This is a genomic window from Synechococcus sp. BSA11S (assembly GCF_014224355.1).
GTDB lineage: Bacteria > Cyanobacteriota > Cyanobacteriia > PCC-6307 > Cyanobiaceae > Regnicoccus_A.
Genome location: NZ_VNWP01000005.1, coordinates 42,766 through 57,780 on the forward strand (window position 1 = coordinate 42,766; position 15,015 = coordinate 57,780).

Sequence of the window (15,015 nt, forward strand, 5' to 3'; positions counted from 1 at the left end):
CTGCGGCCACCGTTCGCGGTAGTTTCGCGACATGGCTGAGGCCTCGACCACATCCGAATGGACAGCGACCCCCTGGTGATCGCAGGACGGCCCTTCCGCAGCCGCCTGATGACCGGCACCGGCAAGTATCCGAGCCTGGCGGCGATGGCCGCCAGCCTGGCGGCCAGCTCCTGCGAGATCGTCACCGTGGCGGTGCGCCGGGTGCAGTCCCTGGCCGCCGGGCATCAGGGGCTGATCGAGGCGATCGACTGGAGCCGCCACTGGATGCTCCCCAACACCGCCGGATGCGCCACCGCCGAAGAGGCGGTGCGGGTGGCACGGCTCGGCCGGGAACTGGCGCGTCTGGCCGGGCAGGAGGACAACACCTTCGTGAAGCTGGAGGTGATCCCCGACAGCCGGCATCTGCTGCCTGATCCGATCGGCACCCTGCAGGCCGCGGAAACCCTGGTGAAGGAAGGCTTCGCCGTGCTCCCCTACATCAACGCCGATCCGATGCTGGCCCGGCGGCTGGAGGAGGCCGGTTGCGCCACGGTGATGCCGCTGGGCTCCCCGATCGGCTCCGGCCAGGGAATCCGCAACGCCGCCAACATCGCGCTGATCATTGAAAACTCCGGGGTGCCGGTGGTGGTGGATGCCGGCATCGGCGTGCCCAGCGAGGCAGCCCAGGCGATGGAGATGGGAGCGGACGCCCTGTTGATCAACAGCGCCATCGCCATGGCTGGCGATCCGGCGGCGATGGCGATGGCCATGGCCATGGCCACCGAGGCGGGTCGCACCGCCTACCTGGCCGGGCGGCTGCCGGTCCGCTCCGAGGCCAGCGCCAGTTCGCCGCAGCAGGGTCGCGTCGGCTCCCCGGCTCAGCCCCCGGTCCCGTAACAGTCCTTCTCAGGGCAGGGGCAAGGCCGGCGACCCCCGGTAATTTGCGGCATTCTTTGCGCCCCAGCCATGTCGGTCACCGAGGAAGACGGCGGCAAACTCAACGCCTTCGCCAGGGAGCCCCGCATGGAAGTGATCGAGACGGGCACTGGGCGCAGCCGATCCACCACCCTGCTGCTCGTCGGCGGTGTGGTTCTGGTGCTGCTGATGGTGGCGGTGGCGGCGGGCATCAGCTGAGCTCCCTGATCCCATCCCTTCGCCAGGGGGTGACGGAACGCCTGTAGTAGCTTGCCCCGAGGAGCATCGGCTCGTTCAGCAGGAGTTCAGACGTGAAGGTTCTCGTTCTCGGCGGCGACGGCTTCTGCGGCTGGCCCTGCTGCGTGAATCTGGCCGAGGCCGGGCACGACGTGGTCATGGTCGACAACCTCAGCCGCCGCAAGATCGACGTGGATCTGGGGGTGGAATCCCTGACTCCGATCGCCACCGTCAGCGATCGCCTGCGGGCCTGGGAGGAAACAGGTGGCCGGGCCATCCGCTTCGTGGGCCTCGACATCGCCCAGGACTACCAGCTGCTGCTGGAGCTGCTGCGCAGCGAGCGCCCGGAAGCCGTGGTCCATTTCGCCGAGCAGCGGGCGGCGCCCTACTCGATGAAATCGAGCACCACCAAGCGCTACACGGTCGACAACAACGTCAACGGCACCCACAACCTGCTCTGCGCCATCGTGGAGAGCGGCCTCGACATCCACATCGTGCACCTGGGCACCATGGGGGTCTACGGCTACGGCTCCCACCGTGGCGCCACGATTCCCGAGGGCTACCTGACGGTGGAAGTGCCCCAGGCCGACGGCAGCCGCTTCCGGGAGAAGATCCTGCATCCCACCGATCCGGGCAGCGTCTACCACATGACCAAGACGCTGGATCAGCTGCTTTTTTACTACTACAACAAGAACGACGGCATCCGCGTCACCGACCTGCACCAGGGCATCGTCTGGGGCACCAACACCGATCTCACCGACCGGGATCCGCGCCTGGTCAACCGCTTCGACTACGACGGCGATTACGGCACGGTGCTCAACCGTTTCCTGATGCAGGCCGCCATCGGCTATCCGCTCACGGTGCACGGCACAGGCGGCCAGACCCGCGCCTTCATCCACATCCGCGATTCGGTCAAGTGCGTGGAGCTGGCGATCGACCACCCGCCCAGCTCCGGCGAAAAGGTGCGCATCTACAACCAGATGACCGAAAGCCACAAGGTCAAGGACCTGGCCGAAAAGGTGGCGGCGGTCACCGGCGCCCAGGTCAGCCACCTGCCCAACCCGCGCAAGGAGGCGATCGAGAATGATCTGATCGTCGACAACCGCTGCCTGATCGAGCTCGGACTCAAGCCCACCACCCTGGAAGACGGCCTGCTCAGTGAAGTGGTCGACGTGGCCCGGCGCTGGGCTGACCGCTGCGACCGCTCCCGCATCCCCTGCGTGTCCACCTGGACCACCACCCAGGCCGCGGCCCTCAAGGCCACGGTCTGAGCCGAGGATCATGCCCCACCAGCGGCTCCCGTGAAGATCGCTCTGTTCACCGAAACCTTCCTCCCCAAGGTCGACGGCATCGTCACGCGTCTCACCAAGACCGTGGAGCACCTGGTGGGCGCCGGAGATGAGGTGCTGCTGTTCTGCCCCGAAGGGGCCCCGGCCATCTACATGGGCGCCCGGGTGATCGGCGTGCCGGCCATGCCCCTGCCGCTCTACCCGGAGCTGAAGCTCGCCCTGCCCCGTCCGGCCGTCGCCGAGGCCCTGGAAGCGTTCCAGCCGGATGTGGTGCACGTGGTCAACCCGGCGGTGCTGGGCCTGGGGGGCATCTGGATGGCGCGAACCCGCCAGATCCCCCTGGTGGCGAGCTATCACACCCACCTGCCCAAATACCTCGAGCACTACGGCATGGGAGTGCTGGAGCCCTTGCTGTGGGAGCTGCTCAAGGCCGCCCACAACCAGGCGGTGCTCAATCTCTGCACCTCCTCGGCAATGGTGGAGGAACTGAGCCAGCGGGGCATCCAGCACACCGCCCTCTGGCAACGGGGCGTCGACACCGAGATGTTCCGCCCCCAGCTGCGCTCGGACCCCATGCGGCGCCGCCTGATGGGCCACCATCCCGACAGCGACAGCCTGCTGCTTTACGTGGGTCGGCTCTCGGCTGAGAAACAGATCGAGCGGATCCGTCCGGTGCTCGATGCCCTGCCCCAGGCCCGGCTGGCTCTGGTGGGCGACGGCCCCCACCGGGCGCAGCTGGAGAAGGTCTTCGAAGGAACCGCCACCACCTTCGTGGGCTACCTGGGCGGCGAGGAACTGGCCAGCGCCTTTGCCAGCGCCGATGCCTTCCTGTTCCCCTCCAGCACCGAAACCCTGGGGCTGGTGCTGCTGGAAGCGATGGCGGCAGGCTGCCCCGTGGTGGGTGCCAACCGGGGCGGCATCCCCGACATCGTCACCGATGGGGTCAACGGCTGTCTCTACGACCCCGACGACGACTCCTCCCTCACCGCCGCCACCCTGCGGTTGCTGGCCAGCCCCGAGCGACGCGAGGAACTGAGGCTGGCGGCCCGCCACGAGGCCGAGCGCTGGGGCTGGGCCGGCGCCACAGCCCAGCTTCGCCGCTTCTACCGCGATGTGGCCGGAGCCGATCTTCAGCTGGCGGCCTGAGCCGGTCTGAACCAGGTGGCCAGCAGGGCCTTCACCATCGGCACAGCGACGGTGCCGCCGTAGCCACCACTGTTCTCACCGAAGGCAATGATCACCAGATCGGGGTTGCCGGCCGGCGCATAGCCGCCGAACCAGGCGTGATCCGGCCGGGGCGGGTCTTCGGCGGTGCCGGTCTTGCCGGCCACCGCAGGCAGCCTGGGATCGTTGAGCGTGGTGGCCGTGCCGTTGGTGACCACCTCCCGCAGGCCCTGGCGCAGCACCTTGATGGTGGTGGGCTTGAGACCGATCCAGGTGCGGGGGGCGTCCTGCTCCACCAGGTGGGGCGTGACCAGCCAGCCGCCATTGGCCACGGCCGCGTAGAGCCGTGCCATCTGCAGCGGGGTCACCGCAACGGCCCCCTGGCCGATCGAGGAGGTGATCGTGTCGACCGAGGTCCAGGGCTCCCCAAGCACCTTCTTCTTCCAGGCCTTGTCCCCCAGCAGCCCGGGGCTCTCCTCATCGCTGAGCTCAATGCCGGTGAGGCTGCCGTAGCCCAGGCGGCGAGCCGCCTTGAACAACTCCTCGGAGCCCACCTTCAGACCCAGGCGGTAGAAGAAGCTGTTGCTGCTCACCGCCAGAGCCATGGGAAAGCCGATGCTGCCGTAGCTGCCGTGGTCGGCGTAGCACTGGCCGTCGTAGCAGAAGGAGTTGGACGTGGGGATGGTGGAGCCCGGGCCGTAGCGCCCCGATTCCAGCCCGGCGATCGCGCTGATCAGCTTGAAGGTGCTGGCTGGGGGAAAGGCCCGCATCGCCCGGTTGAGCATGGGGGCCTGCGGGCGGTTGAGCTCGTTCCACTGGGCTGTGGTCGGTCCGGTGGAGAAGATGTTGGGATCGAAGCTGGGGCGACTGGCCATGGCCCGGATGGCGCCGGTGCGGGGATCCATGGCCACGATCGCCCCCTTGGCCACCCCATCGAGGGCCTTCTCGGCGGTGCGCTGCAACTCGAGATCCAGGGTGAGGCGCAGATCCTTGCCGGCACGGGCCTGCTTGTCGCCGAGCACCCGCTGCACCTGGCCGGCGGCATTCACCTCCAGCTGCTGACCGCCCCACTCACCCCGCAGGTGGGATTCGTACACCCGCTCAAGGCCGGTGCGGCCGATGCGGTCCTGCACCCGGTAGCCCTTGTCACCCAGGCGGTCGTATTCCTCCTCGGTGATGCCGCTGGTGTACCCGAGCACGTGGGCCGCCAGCCGGCCACCGGGATAGGAGCGCAGATAATCGACATCGACCTCGGCGCCATCGAGAGCCGAAGCCTGTTCACGGAAGCGGAGCACCTGGACACTGCTGAGGGAGTCCGCCAGCTCGATCCGGTACCCCGCATCACCCTGGAGTCCCTGCCTGTAGTTCTGCTCGAGCCGCTCGGAGGGCAGCCCCAGCAGCGCCGAGAGCCTGTCACGGAGGTCAGGCCAGCGGTCCTGGGACACCAGCCGCGGCTGCAGGTAGAGGTTGTAGGTGAGGCGGCTGGTGGCCAGCACCTCCCCATGGCGATCGAGCAGGCGGCCACGAACAGGGTGACGGGGCACCAGCCGGATGCGGTTCTGGTCGGCCCGCAGGCGGTTCTCGGGACCCTGGGCCAGCTGCAGCCAGGCCAGGCGTGCCCCCATCGCCGAGGCCGCCAGCAGCACCACGGCCAGCAACCAGGCGGGCTGATGGCTCATTCCCGACTGCCGTGACGTGCCGGGCAGGAATCCGCTGGCCATCGCCTCAGTCCCCGAGACGACGCTCGAGTTGCTCCAGCCGCTCGGACATGCGCGCCAGCGCCTCCTGCAGGGCCTGGCGCTCCTCCGGGCCAGCGGGATCAGCGGGGGGGTCGGGCGGAACGTCGCGCACCTCCACCCTGACCACAGGGTTGCCGAGCCCCGGTTGCACCTGATCGAGGCTCTCGCGCACCGCCCTGGCGGCCGCATCTCCCTCCTGACGCAGCTGCGAAAGGGGGTCACCTGAGGCGGTGAAGGCCTCCACCACCTGGCGGGGACCACCGCGGCGGGCGCGATCGACCAAAGCGATCCCGACAGGAAGGAGGTCTTCCATCAGGGTGAGCCGCAGGGCGTCAAACGGATCGGCAGCCATGGCAGGACTCCTGAAGCGAAGGCCGCTGGCGAGCACCACCGGACTGTTCCCCCAGTCTGGCGTCCAGGAGGCCGGAGGATGGCTCAGGGTGTGCGCTGAATGCCGGGTTCGAGAATCACCGCACGGCAGAACTCCCGGGAGCCCACCCACCAGCCGCCCACCACGGCCAGGGCCAGGGCTGCGGTGAAGGGCAGCAGGGCCTGGCGGGTGATGTCGAGACTGAACCACTCGCCCCACCCCCTGAGGGCCCGTTCGCGATCGAAGCGGCGGCGCTCACGCAGCTCCTGCCTCTGGCGACGCTGCAGGGACTTCTGCACCCAGCGCTCGAAGGCCCGCTTCTTGGTGACCGCCATCTTGCGCTCCACCTCCAGCAGGTGGCCGGCGCTGAGATCGGGATGGAAGGTGCTGATCAGCTCCAGGCTCTTGATGAACATCTCCACGGCGCCGTCCTTGATCTGGCGCTCGGTGTCACTGATCTCCCCCCAGTGCACTTCCGGGTAGAACCGGCCACGGTTGGCCAGGATCTGCTCCTCCTGGAGCTGGCCGGGTTCCCGCAGCCAGCGATCGGTGTTGGCATCGAATCGACGCCAGTAGAGGAAGGGATTGAGGAAGATGGTTTTCCCCGCCAGCTGAATGCTGTCCTGCTGCAGACGGCGCTGCACCTGGGGATCCTGCTGGGTGACGGCGGTCAAGGGGAAAAGGCCGGGAGCCGATGGTATCGAACGCCGACCGGCGGGGCCAGCTCCAGGGCCACGTTCATCCCGTGGCCTGGCCCTGACCTATTGACCTATTCCCACTCGATCGTTCCGGGGGGTTTGCTGGTGATGTCGAGCACCACCCGGTTCACCCCGTGAACCTCATTGACGATCCGGTTGGAGATGCGCTCCAGCAGGTCGTAGGGCAGGCGGGACCAATCGGCGGTCATGCCGTCTTCGCTGGAGACACAACGCAGCACGATCGGATAGGCATAGGTGCGCTTGTCCCCCATCACGCCGACGCTGCGCACCGGCAGCAGAACGGCGAAGGCCTGCCAGATCTCGTGGTAGAGCCCCGCCTCCTGCACCTCCTCGCGCACGATCAGATCGGCGTCGCGCAGGATGTTCAGCTTCTCTGCGGTCACATCTCCAAGGATGCGGATCGCCAGACCAGGCCCGGGAAAAGGGTGGCGGCGCACGATCTCCTCAGGCAGACCGAGGCTCCGTCCCACCTTGCGCACCTCGTCCTTGAACAGGCGCCGCAGGGGCTCCACCAGCTTGAACTGCAGATCCTTGGGCAGGCCGCCCACGTTGTGGTGACTCTTGATCTTCACCGCCACCCGCTCACCCGTCCTGGGATCGACGTTGGTGCCGGCGGATTCGATCACATCGGGGTACAGGGTGCCCTGGGCGAGGTAATCGAAGGGACCGAGCCGCTTGCTTTCCTCCTCGAACACGCGAATGAATTCAGCGCCGATGATCTTGCGCTTCTGTTCGGGATCCGTGATGCCATCGAGCTTGGCGAGGAAGCGATCCCGGGCATTGATGTATTCAACCCGAATGTGAAACTGAGCGGCAAAGAACTCGGTGAGGAACTCAGGTTCACCCTTGCGCATAAACCCCTGATCGATGAACATGCAGGTGAGCTGATCACCGATCGCCCGGTGCAGCAGGAACGCCAGGGTCGAGGAATCGACCCCTCCAGAGAGCGCCAGCAGCACCCGCCTGTCCCCCACCCGCTCACGCACATCAGCGAGTGCCTCATCGATGAAGGCTGCCGTGGTCCAGTCGGGTTCGCAGCCGCAGATGTGATAAACAAAATTGCGGATCATGGCCATCCCCCCGCGGGAATGCACCACTTCGGGGTGGAACTGCACCCCATACAGACGCCGCTCATGGTCGGCCACAGCCGCTTCCGGGGTGTTGTCGGTGTGCGCCAGCCGGCTGAAGCCAGGCGGCAGGGCCTGAACCGAATCCCCGTGGCTCATCCACATCGTGGAGCCATGCTCCACGTTCGTGAGCAGATCGATCGGGTCATCCACATACAGGGGAGCCTTGCCGTATTCACCCCGGCCCGACGCCTCCACCTGGCCGCCGAGCTGCTGCACCATCAGCTGCATGCCGTAGCAGACCCCCAGCACCGGGATCCCCAGACTCCAGAGGGCGGGATCGCAGCGAGGTGCCCCCTGGTCGTAGACGGAGCTGGGGCCGCCACTGAGGATGATTCCCTTCGGGGCCAGACGCCTGATCTCCTCGATGCTGGTGGCGTAGCCCAGCACCAGGGAATACACCTCGGTCTCCCGCACCCGACGGGCAATCAGCTCGGAATACTGGGAGCCGAAATCAAGGATCACGATCGCCGGCAGGCGGGAGCTCTCGGGTTGCTCGGTCGAATGGGACGGGTGGGACATAACGACCGAATGACGGCCTGCCGGGCCTTTTGGGCTCACCCTAGGCCGTGCCGGAAAGCCTCCAGCAGCTCCCGCCCGCAGGGACCGGCCACCCGCAACTGCCGTTGTCGATCGAACAGGGCAGCCCCGATCCGCATCGAGAAACGACCGTAGCGGGCGAGGTAGGCCTGGCTGCGGGCCTCGATCGCCAGGGCCAGCCGGGCCTCGATGCGGGCGGAGAGGGGCGCATCGAGCTCCCGCAAGCCGGCCAGGGCCGCCTCCACCGTGGGCGCCGCGAACAGCCGCTCCAGGGGCGGGCCAGCCAGCCCCTCGAGGGCGGCCAGGGCCGTGAGCACCTCGGCGCGACCATCGGCCAGGTGGTGGTGGGTGTGGAAGATCCCCCCCGCCAGTTTGATCAGCTTGCCGTGGTACCCGAACAGCAGCAGCCGCTCGACGCCGGCTTCGGCCGCCGCCACGATCAGGGGCCCGAGCCAGTTGCCGGCCTTGAGCAGCAGGTGGGCAGGCAGACCGAGGCGGGGAGCCAGATCAAGACCGTTCTCGCCGATCACCAGCACCAGATCGGCCGGACTGGGCGAGTGCGGCCGCTGGCGCAAGGCCTCGAGGCATTCCTCGAGGCGATCCGGGGAGGCGCTGCGCTGCACCACGGCCTGGGTGCCGATCAGGGCCAGGCCCTCCACCACCCCGAAGGCTTCGTTGCTGGTGCGGACGGCCAGCTCCCGCCCCCGGGGGAAGACCAGCTGGAGCTGCAGTCCACGGCCGGCTGGGACCAGGGGCAGAAGGTTGACCTCCAGCAGGCGGCGGGCATAGGCGGAAAGGCACAGCGTCCGGGTGGCGGCCAGGACCCCCAGTCCCTCCCCCGCCTCCAGACGCAGCCGCTGCGGTGGCTCCGCTCCCTGCGGAGGATCCCACCAGCTCGCCCGCACCCACACCAGCAAACCCCGGGTGAGATCGAGGCCGTCGCCGGGATCGCAGCGGGCCATGCCCAGGGCCTGGCCGTCGCCGAGGGAGGCGGCCGCCTCCACCGGCACCAGCTCGACTCCGGGCGGCTCCAGCAGCTCCAGTGGCTGAACCTCCCTGGAGACCCCGGAAGAAGCCCCGGCGGCGGGGATCCCTTCGGCCTCCAGCAGCACCTCCAGGCCCGCTCGGGCCGCGGCCGCCACCCAGACCGGCAGGGTGAACGGCGTTGCGGTGGTCATGGGCTGGGCCTGGGGGGCTGAGTTGAACGGGGAGGTGGCACTGGAGCTGTGATGTGGGGGGACCTTGGTTTTTTAAGGTGGCGGATTGGGCCGCCGCGCCCGTCCCCCCAGCGCACCCCATGCAGGACAAGCTCACCCTGATGATCCCCGGCCCGACGCCGGTGCCGGAAACCGTCCTGCTGGCCATGAGTCGCCACCCGATCGGCCATCGCAGCGGCGAATTCCAGGCAATCGTGAAACGCACCACCGCGCAGCTCAAGTGGCTGCATCAGACCGAGGGGGATGTGCTGGCCCTCACCGGCAGCGGCACCGCCGCCATGGAGGCCGGGATCATCAACGTGCTGAGCCGGGGTGACAAGGTCCTCTGCGGGGACAACGGCAAATTCGGTGAACGCTGGGTGAAGGTGGCCCAGGCCTATGGCCTGGAGGTGGAGGTGATCCGCGCCGACTGGGGCCAGCCCCTCGATCCGGAGGCCTTCCGCCTGGCCCTGGAGGCCGACAGCGAGAAGCGGATCCGGGCTGTGATCCTCACCCATTCGGAAACCTCCACCGGGGTGATCAACGACCTGGAGACGATCGCGCGTCACGTGCATGCCCATGGCCAGGCCCTGGTGGTGGCTGACTGCGTCACCAGCCTGGGGGCCTGCCCGGTGCCGGTGGATGCCTGGGGCCTCGATGTGGTGGGCTCCGGCTCCCAGAAGGGTTACATGATGCCGCCGGGCCTGGCCTTTGTGGCGATGAGCGAGCGGGCCTGGGAGGCCCACAAGCGCTCGGATCTGCCCAAGTTCTATCTCGATCTGGGCAAGTACCGGAAATCGGCCGCTGCCGACAGCAACCCCTTCACCCCCCCGGTGACTCTCTATTACGCCCTGGAAGCCGCCCTGGGAATGATGCAGCAGGAAGGGCTGGAGGCGATTTTCGCGCGCCATGACCGGCTGCAGCGGGCCACCCAGGCGGCCATGGTTGCCATCGGTCTGCCGCTCTACGCCGCGGAAGGCCACGGCAGCCCGGCGATCACAGCGGTGGCTCCCGAGGGTCTCGACGCCGAGGTGCTGCGCAAGAAGGTGAAGGAGCGCTACGACATCCTGCTGGCTGGAGGCCAGGATCACCTGAAGGGCAAGGTGTTCCGCATCGGTCACCTGGGCTTCGTCTGCGATCGCGACGTGCTGACCGCTGTGGCGGCCATCGAGGCGACCCTGCAGGAGCTGGGAGCGGCCCGTCAGCCGGTGGGAGCCGGCCTGGCCGCTGCAGCCCGGGAACTGGCCGCCTGAGGGACCAGCTGGGGAACCGAAGACCAGTTGTCCAGGGCTGGCCACCCACCCTGGACCGCTGGACCTGGAGGGGGTTGATTCTTTGCTAAGGTGAAAAAATGCGGGTGTAATTCAGTGGTAGAATGTCAGCTTCCCAAGCTGAACGTCGCCGGTTCGAGTCCGGTCACCCGCTTCTCAAGCTGAGGCAATCACCCTCAGAACTACCTGATCAAGGTGTGGATTGGTGATCGCAACAATTTCAGGATCGCGGCTTGATCACCTGGAGAATCTGGGGACCAACGCTTCCGGCCCGACGCTCACAGTCCAGAGCCTTGAGAAGCGCCTGTGCGGCTTCGGTGAGATCACCCCGCTGGGCAGCAGCCTGGGCCCGAGATTCGTGCACGGCCGCATTCCGGAGATACTGGCTTCGTTGCTCAGATCCCTGTGACATGGCGATCGACGATCGCGTTTGAACCACAAGCACAACAACTGATCAATCTGGACTCATTGTATCGCTTGTGGGAGAAGTTGGCCCGAAAGGGACAGAAATGCAGACAGGGTGTTGCTGTTCCCTGTGTCAGGTGCCTGGCTCTTCACCCGGATCACCGAGGGCATCGATCTGGGTGCGCAACTGCCTGGCCCGGCTGCTGTCGCCGCGGCTGATGGCGATGGCCAGAGCGAACTCGAGTTTCTCAAGCTGGTGACCACCTTCGATGTACCCAGGGCGGTGAGGGGCGGTTTGCGGGGTCAACGACCCCCCGGAGCGGGGCAGGGGGCAGGCCGGATAGGTGTTGGCCATGGTTGTTTTTCTTTTCATTCTGCCACCCGGAACCAGCCAACCGCCAGGTCGCGTGATACTGAGCCCTGATCTCCAGCGCTAAGCGGCCTGATCCAGATCGCGGGGGGGAGACAGGGCCTCAACAGGTGCGGCCACCACCTGGGGAGACGGCGCCTCAAGAGCAGATGTCTCCAGCAGCTGGCGGCAGTCCCGCAGCAGCACGTCCACATTGGTGAGGGCCTGGAGCTGCTCAGGCTCCGGCCGCTCGCCCTCCTCCACGGCCATTTCCAGGAGTCCCAGCCGTTGCTCGAGGTGCACCAGCCGGTGCGAGAGCGCCGCCACGGTCTGGGCAAGATCCTCCGCGGTGCGGGTGATGCGGAACGACACCGATTCAGGGGCCATGGCCTTTTCGCCAAGAAGGCCGATCACAACACAGAACCACCCACAGCTCAACCCATCTCCCAGACTGAGTTGTCCTGGCGTCACCTGCGGGCATGTCAAGCCTGGCCACCCTGGCGATCTACCTCCTGGCCGGCCTCGGGGGCGGCCTGGTCGCCCTGCTCACGGGCATCCCCGCCGCTCCCCTGGCGGGCGCCCTGCTCGGCGCGGGCCTGGTGAGCGTGAGCGGACGCTGGGATCTGGCCCACTGGCCCCCTGGAACGCGCACCGGCCTGGAGATCGCCATCGGCACAGTGATCGGCACCAGCCTCACCAGTACAGCCCTGTCGGAACTTCGGCAGCTGTGGCGGCCGGCGCTGCTGATCACGGTCACCCTGGTGGCCACCGGCCTTGTGGTCGGCCTCTGGAGCAGCCGACTGCTGGGCATCGATCCAATCATCACCCTGCTGGGGTCAGCCCCTGGTGGCATCAGCGGCATGAGCCTGGTGGGTGCTGAATTCGGCGTCGGCGCCGCCGTGGCCGCCCTGCATGCGGTGAGGCTGATCACGGTGCTGGTGGTGGTGCCCGTGGTGATCAGGCTGGTGCTGGCATTCACAGCTGGTCATTCCTCCAGGTGACCCACCGGAGAACTCCCCCTCGACAGTCCGGAGACGACCGATACGTTGGTGCCCGAAGCCTGGTTGCCCGGACTGAATTCATGCCGCCCCGTCCTCACTGCCCTTGCCCGACGTCGGCCGACACTGCCAGGGGTCGCCGGCTGAGATCGGCTCTGCGCGTGGTTCTGGCTCCTGCCCTGGTGATCCTGAGCAGCCCGTTGCCGCTGCTGAGCCAACCCATGCAGCTCAGCCAGATCATCCAGCCTGACCCCAGCGATCCGGGTCACAAAGGAGCAGAGGTGTACTGCTTCATGCGCAAGGCCGGCAACAACCATGAGGTGAGCTGGACCGCCGCCTATGCCTTAATCAAACGCCAGAGCGCCAGTCTGTTCAAGACCTCCCCGGAGCACGGCGCCGTGATGATCACCGAGGCCGTGGTCAAGTCTCCCGATGCCTATCCCGACTGCGGCCAGTTCCTTGGCGCCCTCTACGGCAGTGAAAAGCCGGCGCCCCTCCAGACGGACATCCCCGCCAGCGGCACCGGTGGGCCGGTTCCCCTCCCCAGCGGCGGCGGAACCACACGCCATGACCGCTATTCCTACTGATCCCCGCCAGGTTGATGGGCATCGAGCGCTCCGGGGCTGGGGACTGATGCTGGTCCTGGCGCTCAGCGGCTGCGCCGCAGAGCCCTTGGGCAAGGACGCGCCACGGCTGCGTGAGGACCAATGCCTCGATGAGGTCAGGGTGGATGCGCTCGATCAGGCTCTGGAGCGCTGTGACCGGGTGGTGGACACCTTCCCTCGTGCGGCCCGTCCGCTCAGCGATCGCTTCGTGCTGCACACCCTGCGGGGAGATCACGGCAGGGCCTGTCAGGACATCGAGAAGGCCGCGGCCCTGCTCAGGTCAGCCTCCGACGGCAAGCCTTCGGCGCCGGAGGGCGATCCCCAGCTGGTCACCGACATCCGGGTGCGCCAGGAGAGCTGCCGCGACATCCCTGCGGCGGCGTCCCCCTGAATCACCAGGCCTCCAGCAACTGGCGCACCATGGCGGGCAGGGCCTGACGGCGCAGGATCGCCAGGCGTCCTCCCAGAGCCAGGTCGATCCGCTCGGCCTTGCTGGCGATCAGACCATCCACCAGCTGATCGGCCACCCCCAGCTGAAGCCAGTGGGCCGTGAGGGGCCCAGCCATGCCGATGCGATGGGCACGGTCTTCGGCCTGCTCGGTGTCCCCCGGGGTCCAGGGCCTCTCCAGCAGCACCACATGACTGGCGCGGTGCAAGGTGAAGCCGAGGCCCGCCACTGCGAAGGTGGCCACCAGCAGGGGCACCCTTCCGGCCTGGAAGCGCTCCACCTGGCGCTGCCGCTCCTGCGGCCTCAGCCGACCCGTGAGCAGGGCACCGCCCAGGCGCGCAGCCAGTCGCTCGGCAGGGGCCACGAAAGCCGTGAACACCACCACCGATGAACCGCCAGCCAGCAACTCCGTCACCAGGTCCTCGGCCGCCGGCAGCTTGTAAGAAGCACCGATCTGCCTGAGGGCGGTGAGCATCGCCAGGGATTCGGCATCGCGGCGCACCTCGCCCCTGGCCGCGCGCCGGCGGTAGTGCTCCACGCGCTGCTGCAGCTCATGCTCAAAGCCCAGGGCATGGCTGGCGCTGAGGGCCACAGGGCAGACCAGACGCCGCTTGGGGGGAAGGTCGAGGCAATCCTGCTTGCGCCGGTGCAGCAGCAATGGCCTGATCAGCCGGTGCAGCTCCTCCAGGCGTTCGGCGCCGCTGGCCTGCCAGTGGCGGCGCCCACCGCGTTCGCGCCAGTGGCCCTGGCAGTAGGTCTGCTCGAAGCTGAGCTGATCCCGGCCGAGGGGGTGATCGATCGCCGCCAGCAGGGGAAAGAGCTGCACCGGGCGCCCGTTCTTCATGGGAGTGCCACTCAGGAGCCAGATCGCCCGCAGGCGTGGGTGACGGGCCAGGCGCAGCAACGCCCGGGTGCGAGCCGCCCCCAGGTTCTGGGCGAAGTGGGCCTCATCCACGATCAGCACCGTGCCGGCTGGGGGCAGCTCGGCCGGCAACCGCGCCCAGCTGAACAGCTCGACAGCCAGCTCCAGGGCCAGGGCCTCCTGTCGCCAGAGGCCATGAAGACCCACGGGGGCCACCACGGCGATGCGGCAGTGCGCGCAGCGGGACAGGGCCCGGGCCGCCACCAGGGCCGTGAGGGTCTTGCCCAGGCCCATCGCGTGGGCCAGGATCGCCCCGCGGCGAGCCAGCAACCAACGGGCCGCCGTGCGCTGATGGCTGAACAGTTGCCGCCCATCCGGGAGGGGGTCCTCCAGCTGGGCCGCCGCCACCAGCTGGCGGTGCGGCGGCAGGGGGGGCAACGGCTGGCGCAACCAGGCGATCCACTGGGCCAGGTCGGGCTCGATGGCGAAGCGCGCCCCCAACAGCTCCTGCAACGCGCCTGCAGCCTCGAGGGGAAACTCCCAGCAGTGGCCCTGGGCACGCCAGCGACCCGTCGGCCTGATCCTTCGCAGCTGGGCCTGGGTGACCGGATCGAACGGGGAGATCACCTCGATCAGACCGCAGGACCCAAGCCGCAGCAGACAGCGCGACGGTGTTGTGCGCGAAGCTCGCAGGGACACCACCGCGCTTCGTGGACCTGGATTCTAGTCAGCGATGCCCTGCGAACAAGCCCATCGCGATCAGCTTGAAAAACTGAAGTCCTCGACACATTGACAGACCAGA

16 protein-coding genes and 1 tRNA gene are annotated in these 15,015 nt (G+C 67.8%); 9 read left to right on the forward strand and 8 right to left on the reverse strand.

What is annotated here, in order from left to right; translation table 11 throughout:
* The first annotated feature begins 57 nt into the window (after positions 1-57).
* From FPZ61_RS05965 to FPZ61_RS05980, 4 genes are all read left to right on the forward strand, one after another.
* Positions 58-876: a thiazole synthase gene (locus tag FPZ61_RS05965; protein ID WP_185464750.1), complete on the forward strand. Its 819-nt coding sequence runs from the start codon at positions 58-60 to the stop codon at positions 874-876.
* A gap of 69 nt (positions 877-945) precedes the next feature.
* Positions 946-1,113, forward strand: coding sequence for a photosystem II assembly protein Psb34 (gene psb34 / locus FPZ61_RS05970; RefSeq protein WP_185464751.1), 168 nt, complete (start codon positions 946-948; stop codon positions 1,111-1,113).
* A gap of 92 nt (positions 1,114-1,205) precedes the next feature.
* Positions 1,206-2,402: an NAD-dependent epimerase/dehydratase family protein gene (locus tag FPZ61_RS05975; protein WP_185464752.1), complete on the forward strand. Its 1,197-nt coding sequence runs from the start codon at positions 1,206-1,208 to the stop codon at positions 2,400-2,402.
* A 30-nt stretch (positions 2,403-2,432) separates the two neighbouring features.
* Positions 2,433-3,566, forward strand: coding sequence for a glycosyltransferase family 1 protein (locus FPZ61_RS05980; RefSeq protein ID WP_185464753.1), 1,134 nt, complete (start codon positions 2,433-2,435; stop codon positions 3,564-3,566).
* Here the strand turns inward: FPZ61_RS05980 and mrdA are convergent.
* The 5 genes from mrdA to cbiD form a co-directional block, all read right to left on the reverse strand.
* Positions 3,551-5,305 carry a penicillin-binding protein 2 gene (mrdA, locus tag FPZ61_RS05985; RefSeq protein WP_185464754.1) on the reverse strand — a complete coding sequence of 585 codons (1,755 nt, stop codon included), beginning with the start codon at positions 5,303-5,305 and terminating at the stop codon, positions 3,551-3,553. The two genes, FPZ61_RS05980 and mrdA, sit on opposite strands and share 16 nt — an antisense overlap.
* Before the next feature lie 4 nt (positions 5,306-5,309).
* Entirely contained in the window at positions 5,310-5,675 is a 366-nt protein-coding gene (locus tag FPZ61_RS05990; RefSeq protein ID WP_185464755.1) for a hypothetical protein, read from the reverse strand.
* Between the two features lie 83 nt (positions 5,676-5,758).
* Complete coding sequence (locus FPZ61_RS05995; protein WP_185464756.1) at positions 5,759-6,367, reverse strand: hypothetical protein; 609 nt, start codon at positions 6,365-6,367, stop codon at positions 5,759-5,761.
* A 95-nt stretch (positions 6,368-6,462) separates the two neighbouring features.
* A complete protein-coding gene (gene guaA, locus FPZ61_RS06000; protein ID WP_185464757.1) occupies positions 6,463-8,061 on the reverse strand; it encodes a glutamine-hydrolyzing GMP synthase in 1,599 nt (532 codons plus the stop codon).
* 35 nt (positions 8,062-8,096) lie between these two features.
* Positions 8,097-9,257, reverse strand: a complete 1,161-nt coding sequence (gene cbiD / locus FPZ61_RS06005) for a cobalt-precorrin-5B (C(1))-methyltransferase CbiD (protein ID WP_185464758.1) — start codon at positions 9,255-9,257, stop codon at positions 8,097-8,099.
* 119 nt (positions 9,258-9,376) lie between these two features.
* Between cbiD and FPZ61_RS06010 the strand changes: the two genes are divergently transcribed.
* Complete coding sequence (locus FPZ61_RS06010) at positions 9,377-10,528, forward strand: alanine--glyoxylate aminotransferase family protein (RefSeq protein WP_185464759.1); 1,152 nt, start codon at positions 9,377-9,379, stop codon at positions 10,526-10,528.
* 100 nt (positions 10,529-10,628) lie between these two features.
* Positions 10,629-10,700: transfer RNA gene (locus FPZ61_RS06015), tRNA-Gly, on the forward strand.
* A gap of 384 nt (positions 10,701-11,084) precedes the next feature.
* Here the strand turns inward: FPZ61_RS06015 and FPZ61_RS06020 are convergent.
* Together FPZ61_RS06020 and FPZ61_RS06025 are read right to left on the reverse strand one after the other, a co-directional pair.
* Entirely contained in the window at positions 11,085-11,306 is a 222-nt protein-coding gene (locus tag FPZ61_RS06020) for a hypothetical protein (RefSeq protein WP_185464930.1), read from the reverse strand.
* Positions 11,307-11,384: 78 nt separating this feature from the next.
* The gene (locus FPZ61_RS06025) at positions 11,385-11,714 is read right to left on the reverse strand and encodes a hypothetical protein (protein WP_370594270.1); all 330 of its coding nucleotides are present in this window, start codon (positions 11,712-11,714) and stop codon (positions 11,385-11,387) included.
* A gap of 65 nt (positions 11,715-11,779) precedes the next feature.
* Between FPZ61_RS06025 and FPZ61_RS06030 the strand changes: the two genes are divergently transcribed.
* The 3 genes from FPZ61_RS06030 (at position 11,780) to FPZ61_RS06040 (ending at position 13,294) form a co-directional block, all read left to right on the forward strand.
* The gene (locus tag FPZ61_RS06030) at positions 11,780-12,301 is read left to right on the forward strand and encodes an AbrB family transcriptional regulator (RefSeq protein WP_185464761.1); all 522 of its coding nucleotides are present in this window, start codon (positions 11,780-11,782) and stop codon (positions 12,299-12,301) included.
* Positions 12,302-12,519: 218 nt separating this feature from the next.
* Positions 12,520-12,885 carry a DUF6554 family protein gene (locus FPZ61_RS06035; RefSeq protein WP_185464907.1) on the forward strand — a complete coding sequence of 122 codons (366 nt, stop codon included), beginning with the start codon at positions 12,520-12,522 and terminating at the stop codon, positions 12,883-12,885.
* Positions 12,886-12,931: 46 nt separating this feature from the next.
* Positions 12,932-13,294, forward strand: a complete 363-nt coding sequence (locus FPZ61_RS06040; RefSeq protein ID WP_185474774.1) for a hypothetical protein — start codon at positions 12,932-12,934, stop codon at positions 13,292-13,294.
* Position 13,295: 1 nt separating this feature from the next.
* Here FPZ61_RS06040 and FPZ61_RS06045 read toward each other — a convergent pair whose 3' ends face one another.
* Entirely contained in the window at positions 13,296-14,912 is a 1,617-nt protein-coding gene (locus tag FPZ61_RS06045) for a DEAD/DEAH box helicase (RefSeq protein WP_185464908.1), read from the reverse strand.
* Between the last annotated feature and the right edge of the window lie 103 nt (positions 14,913-15,015).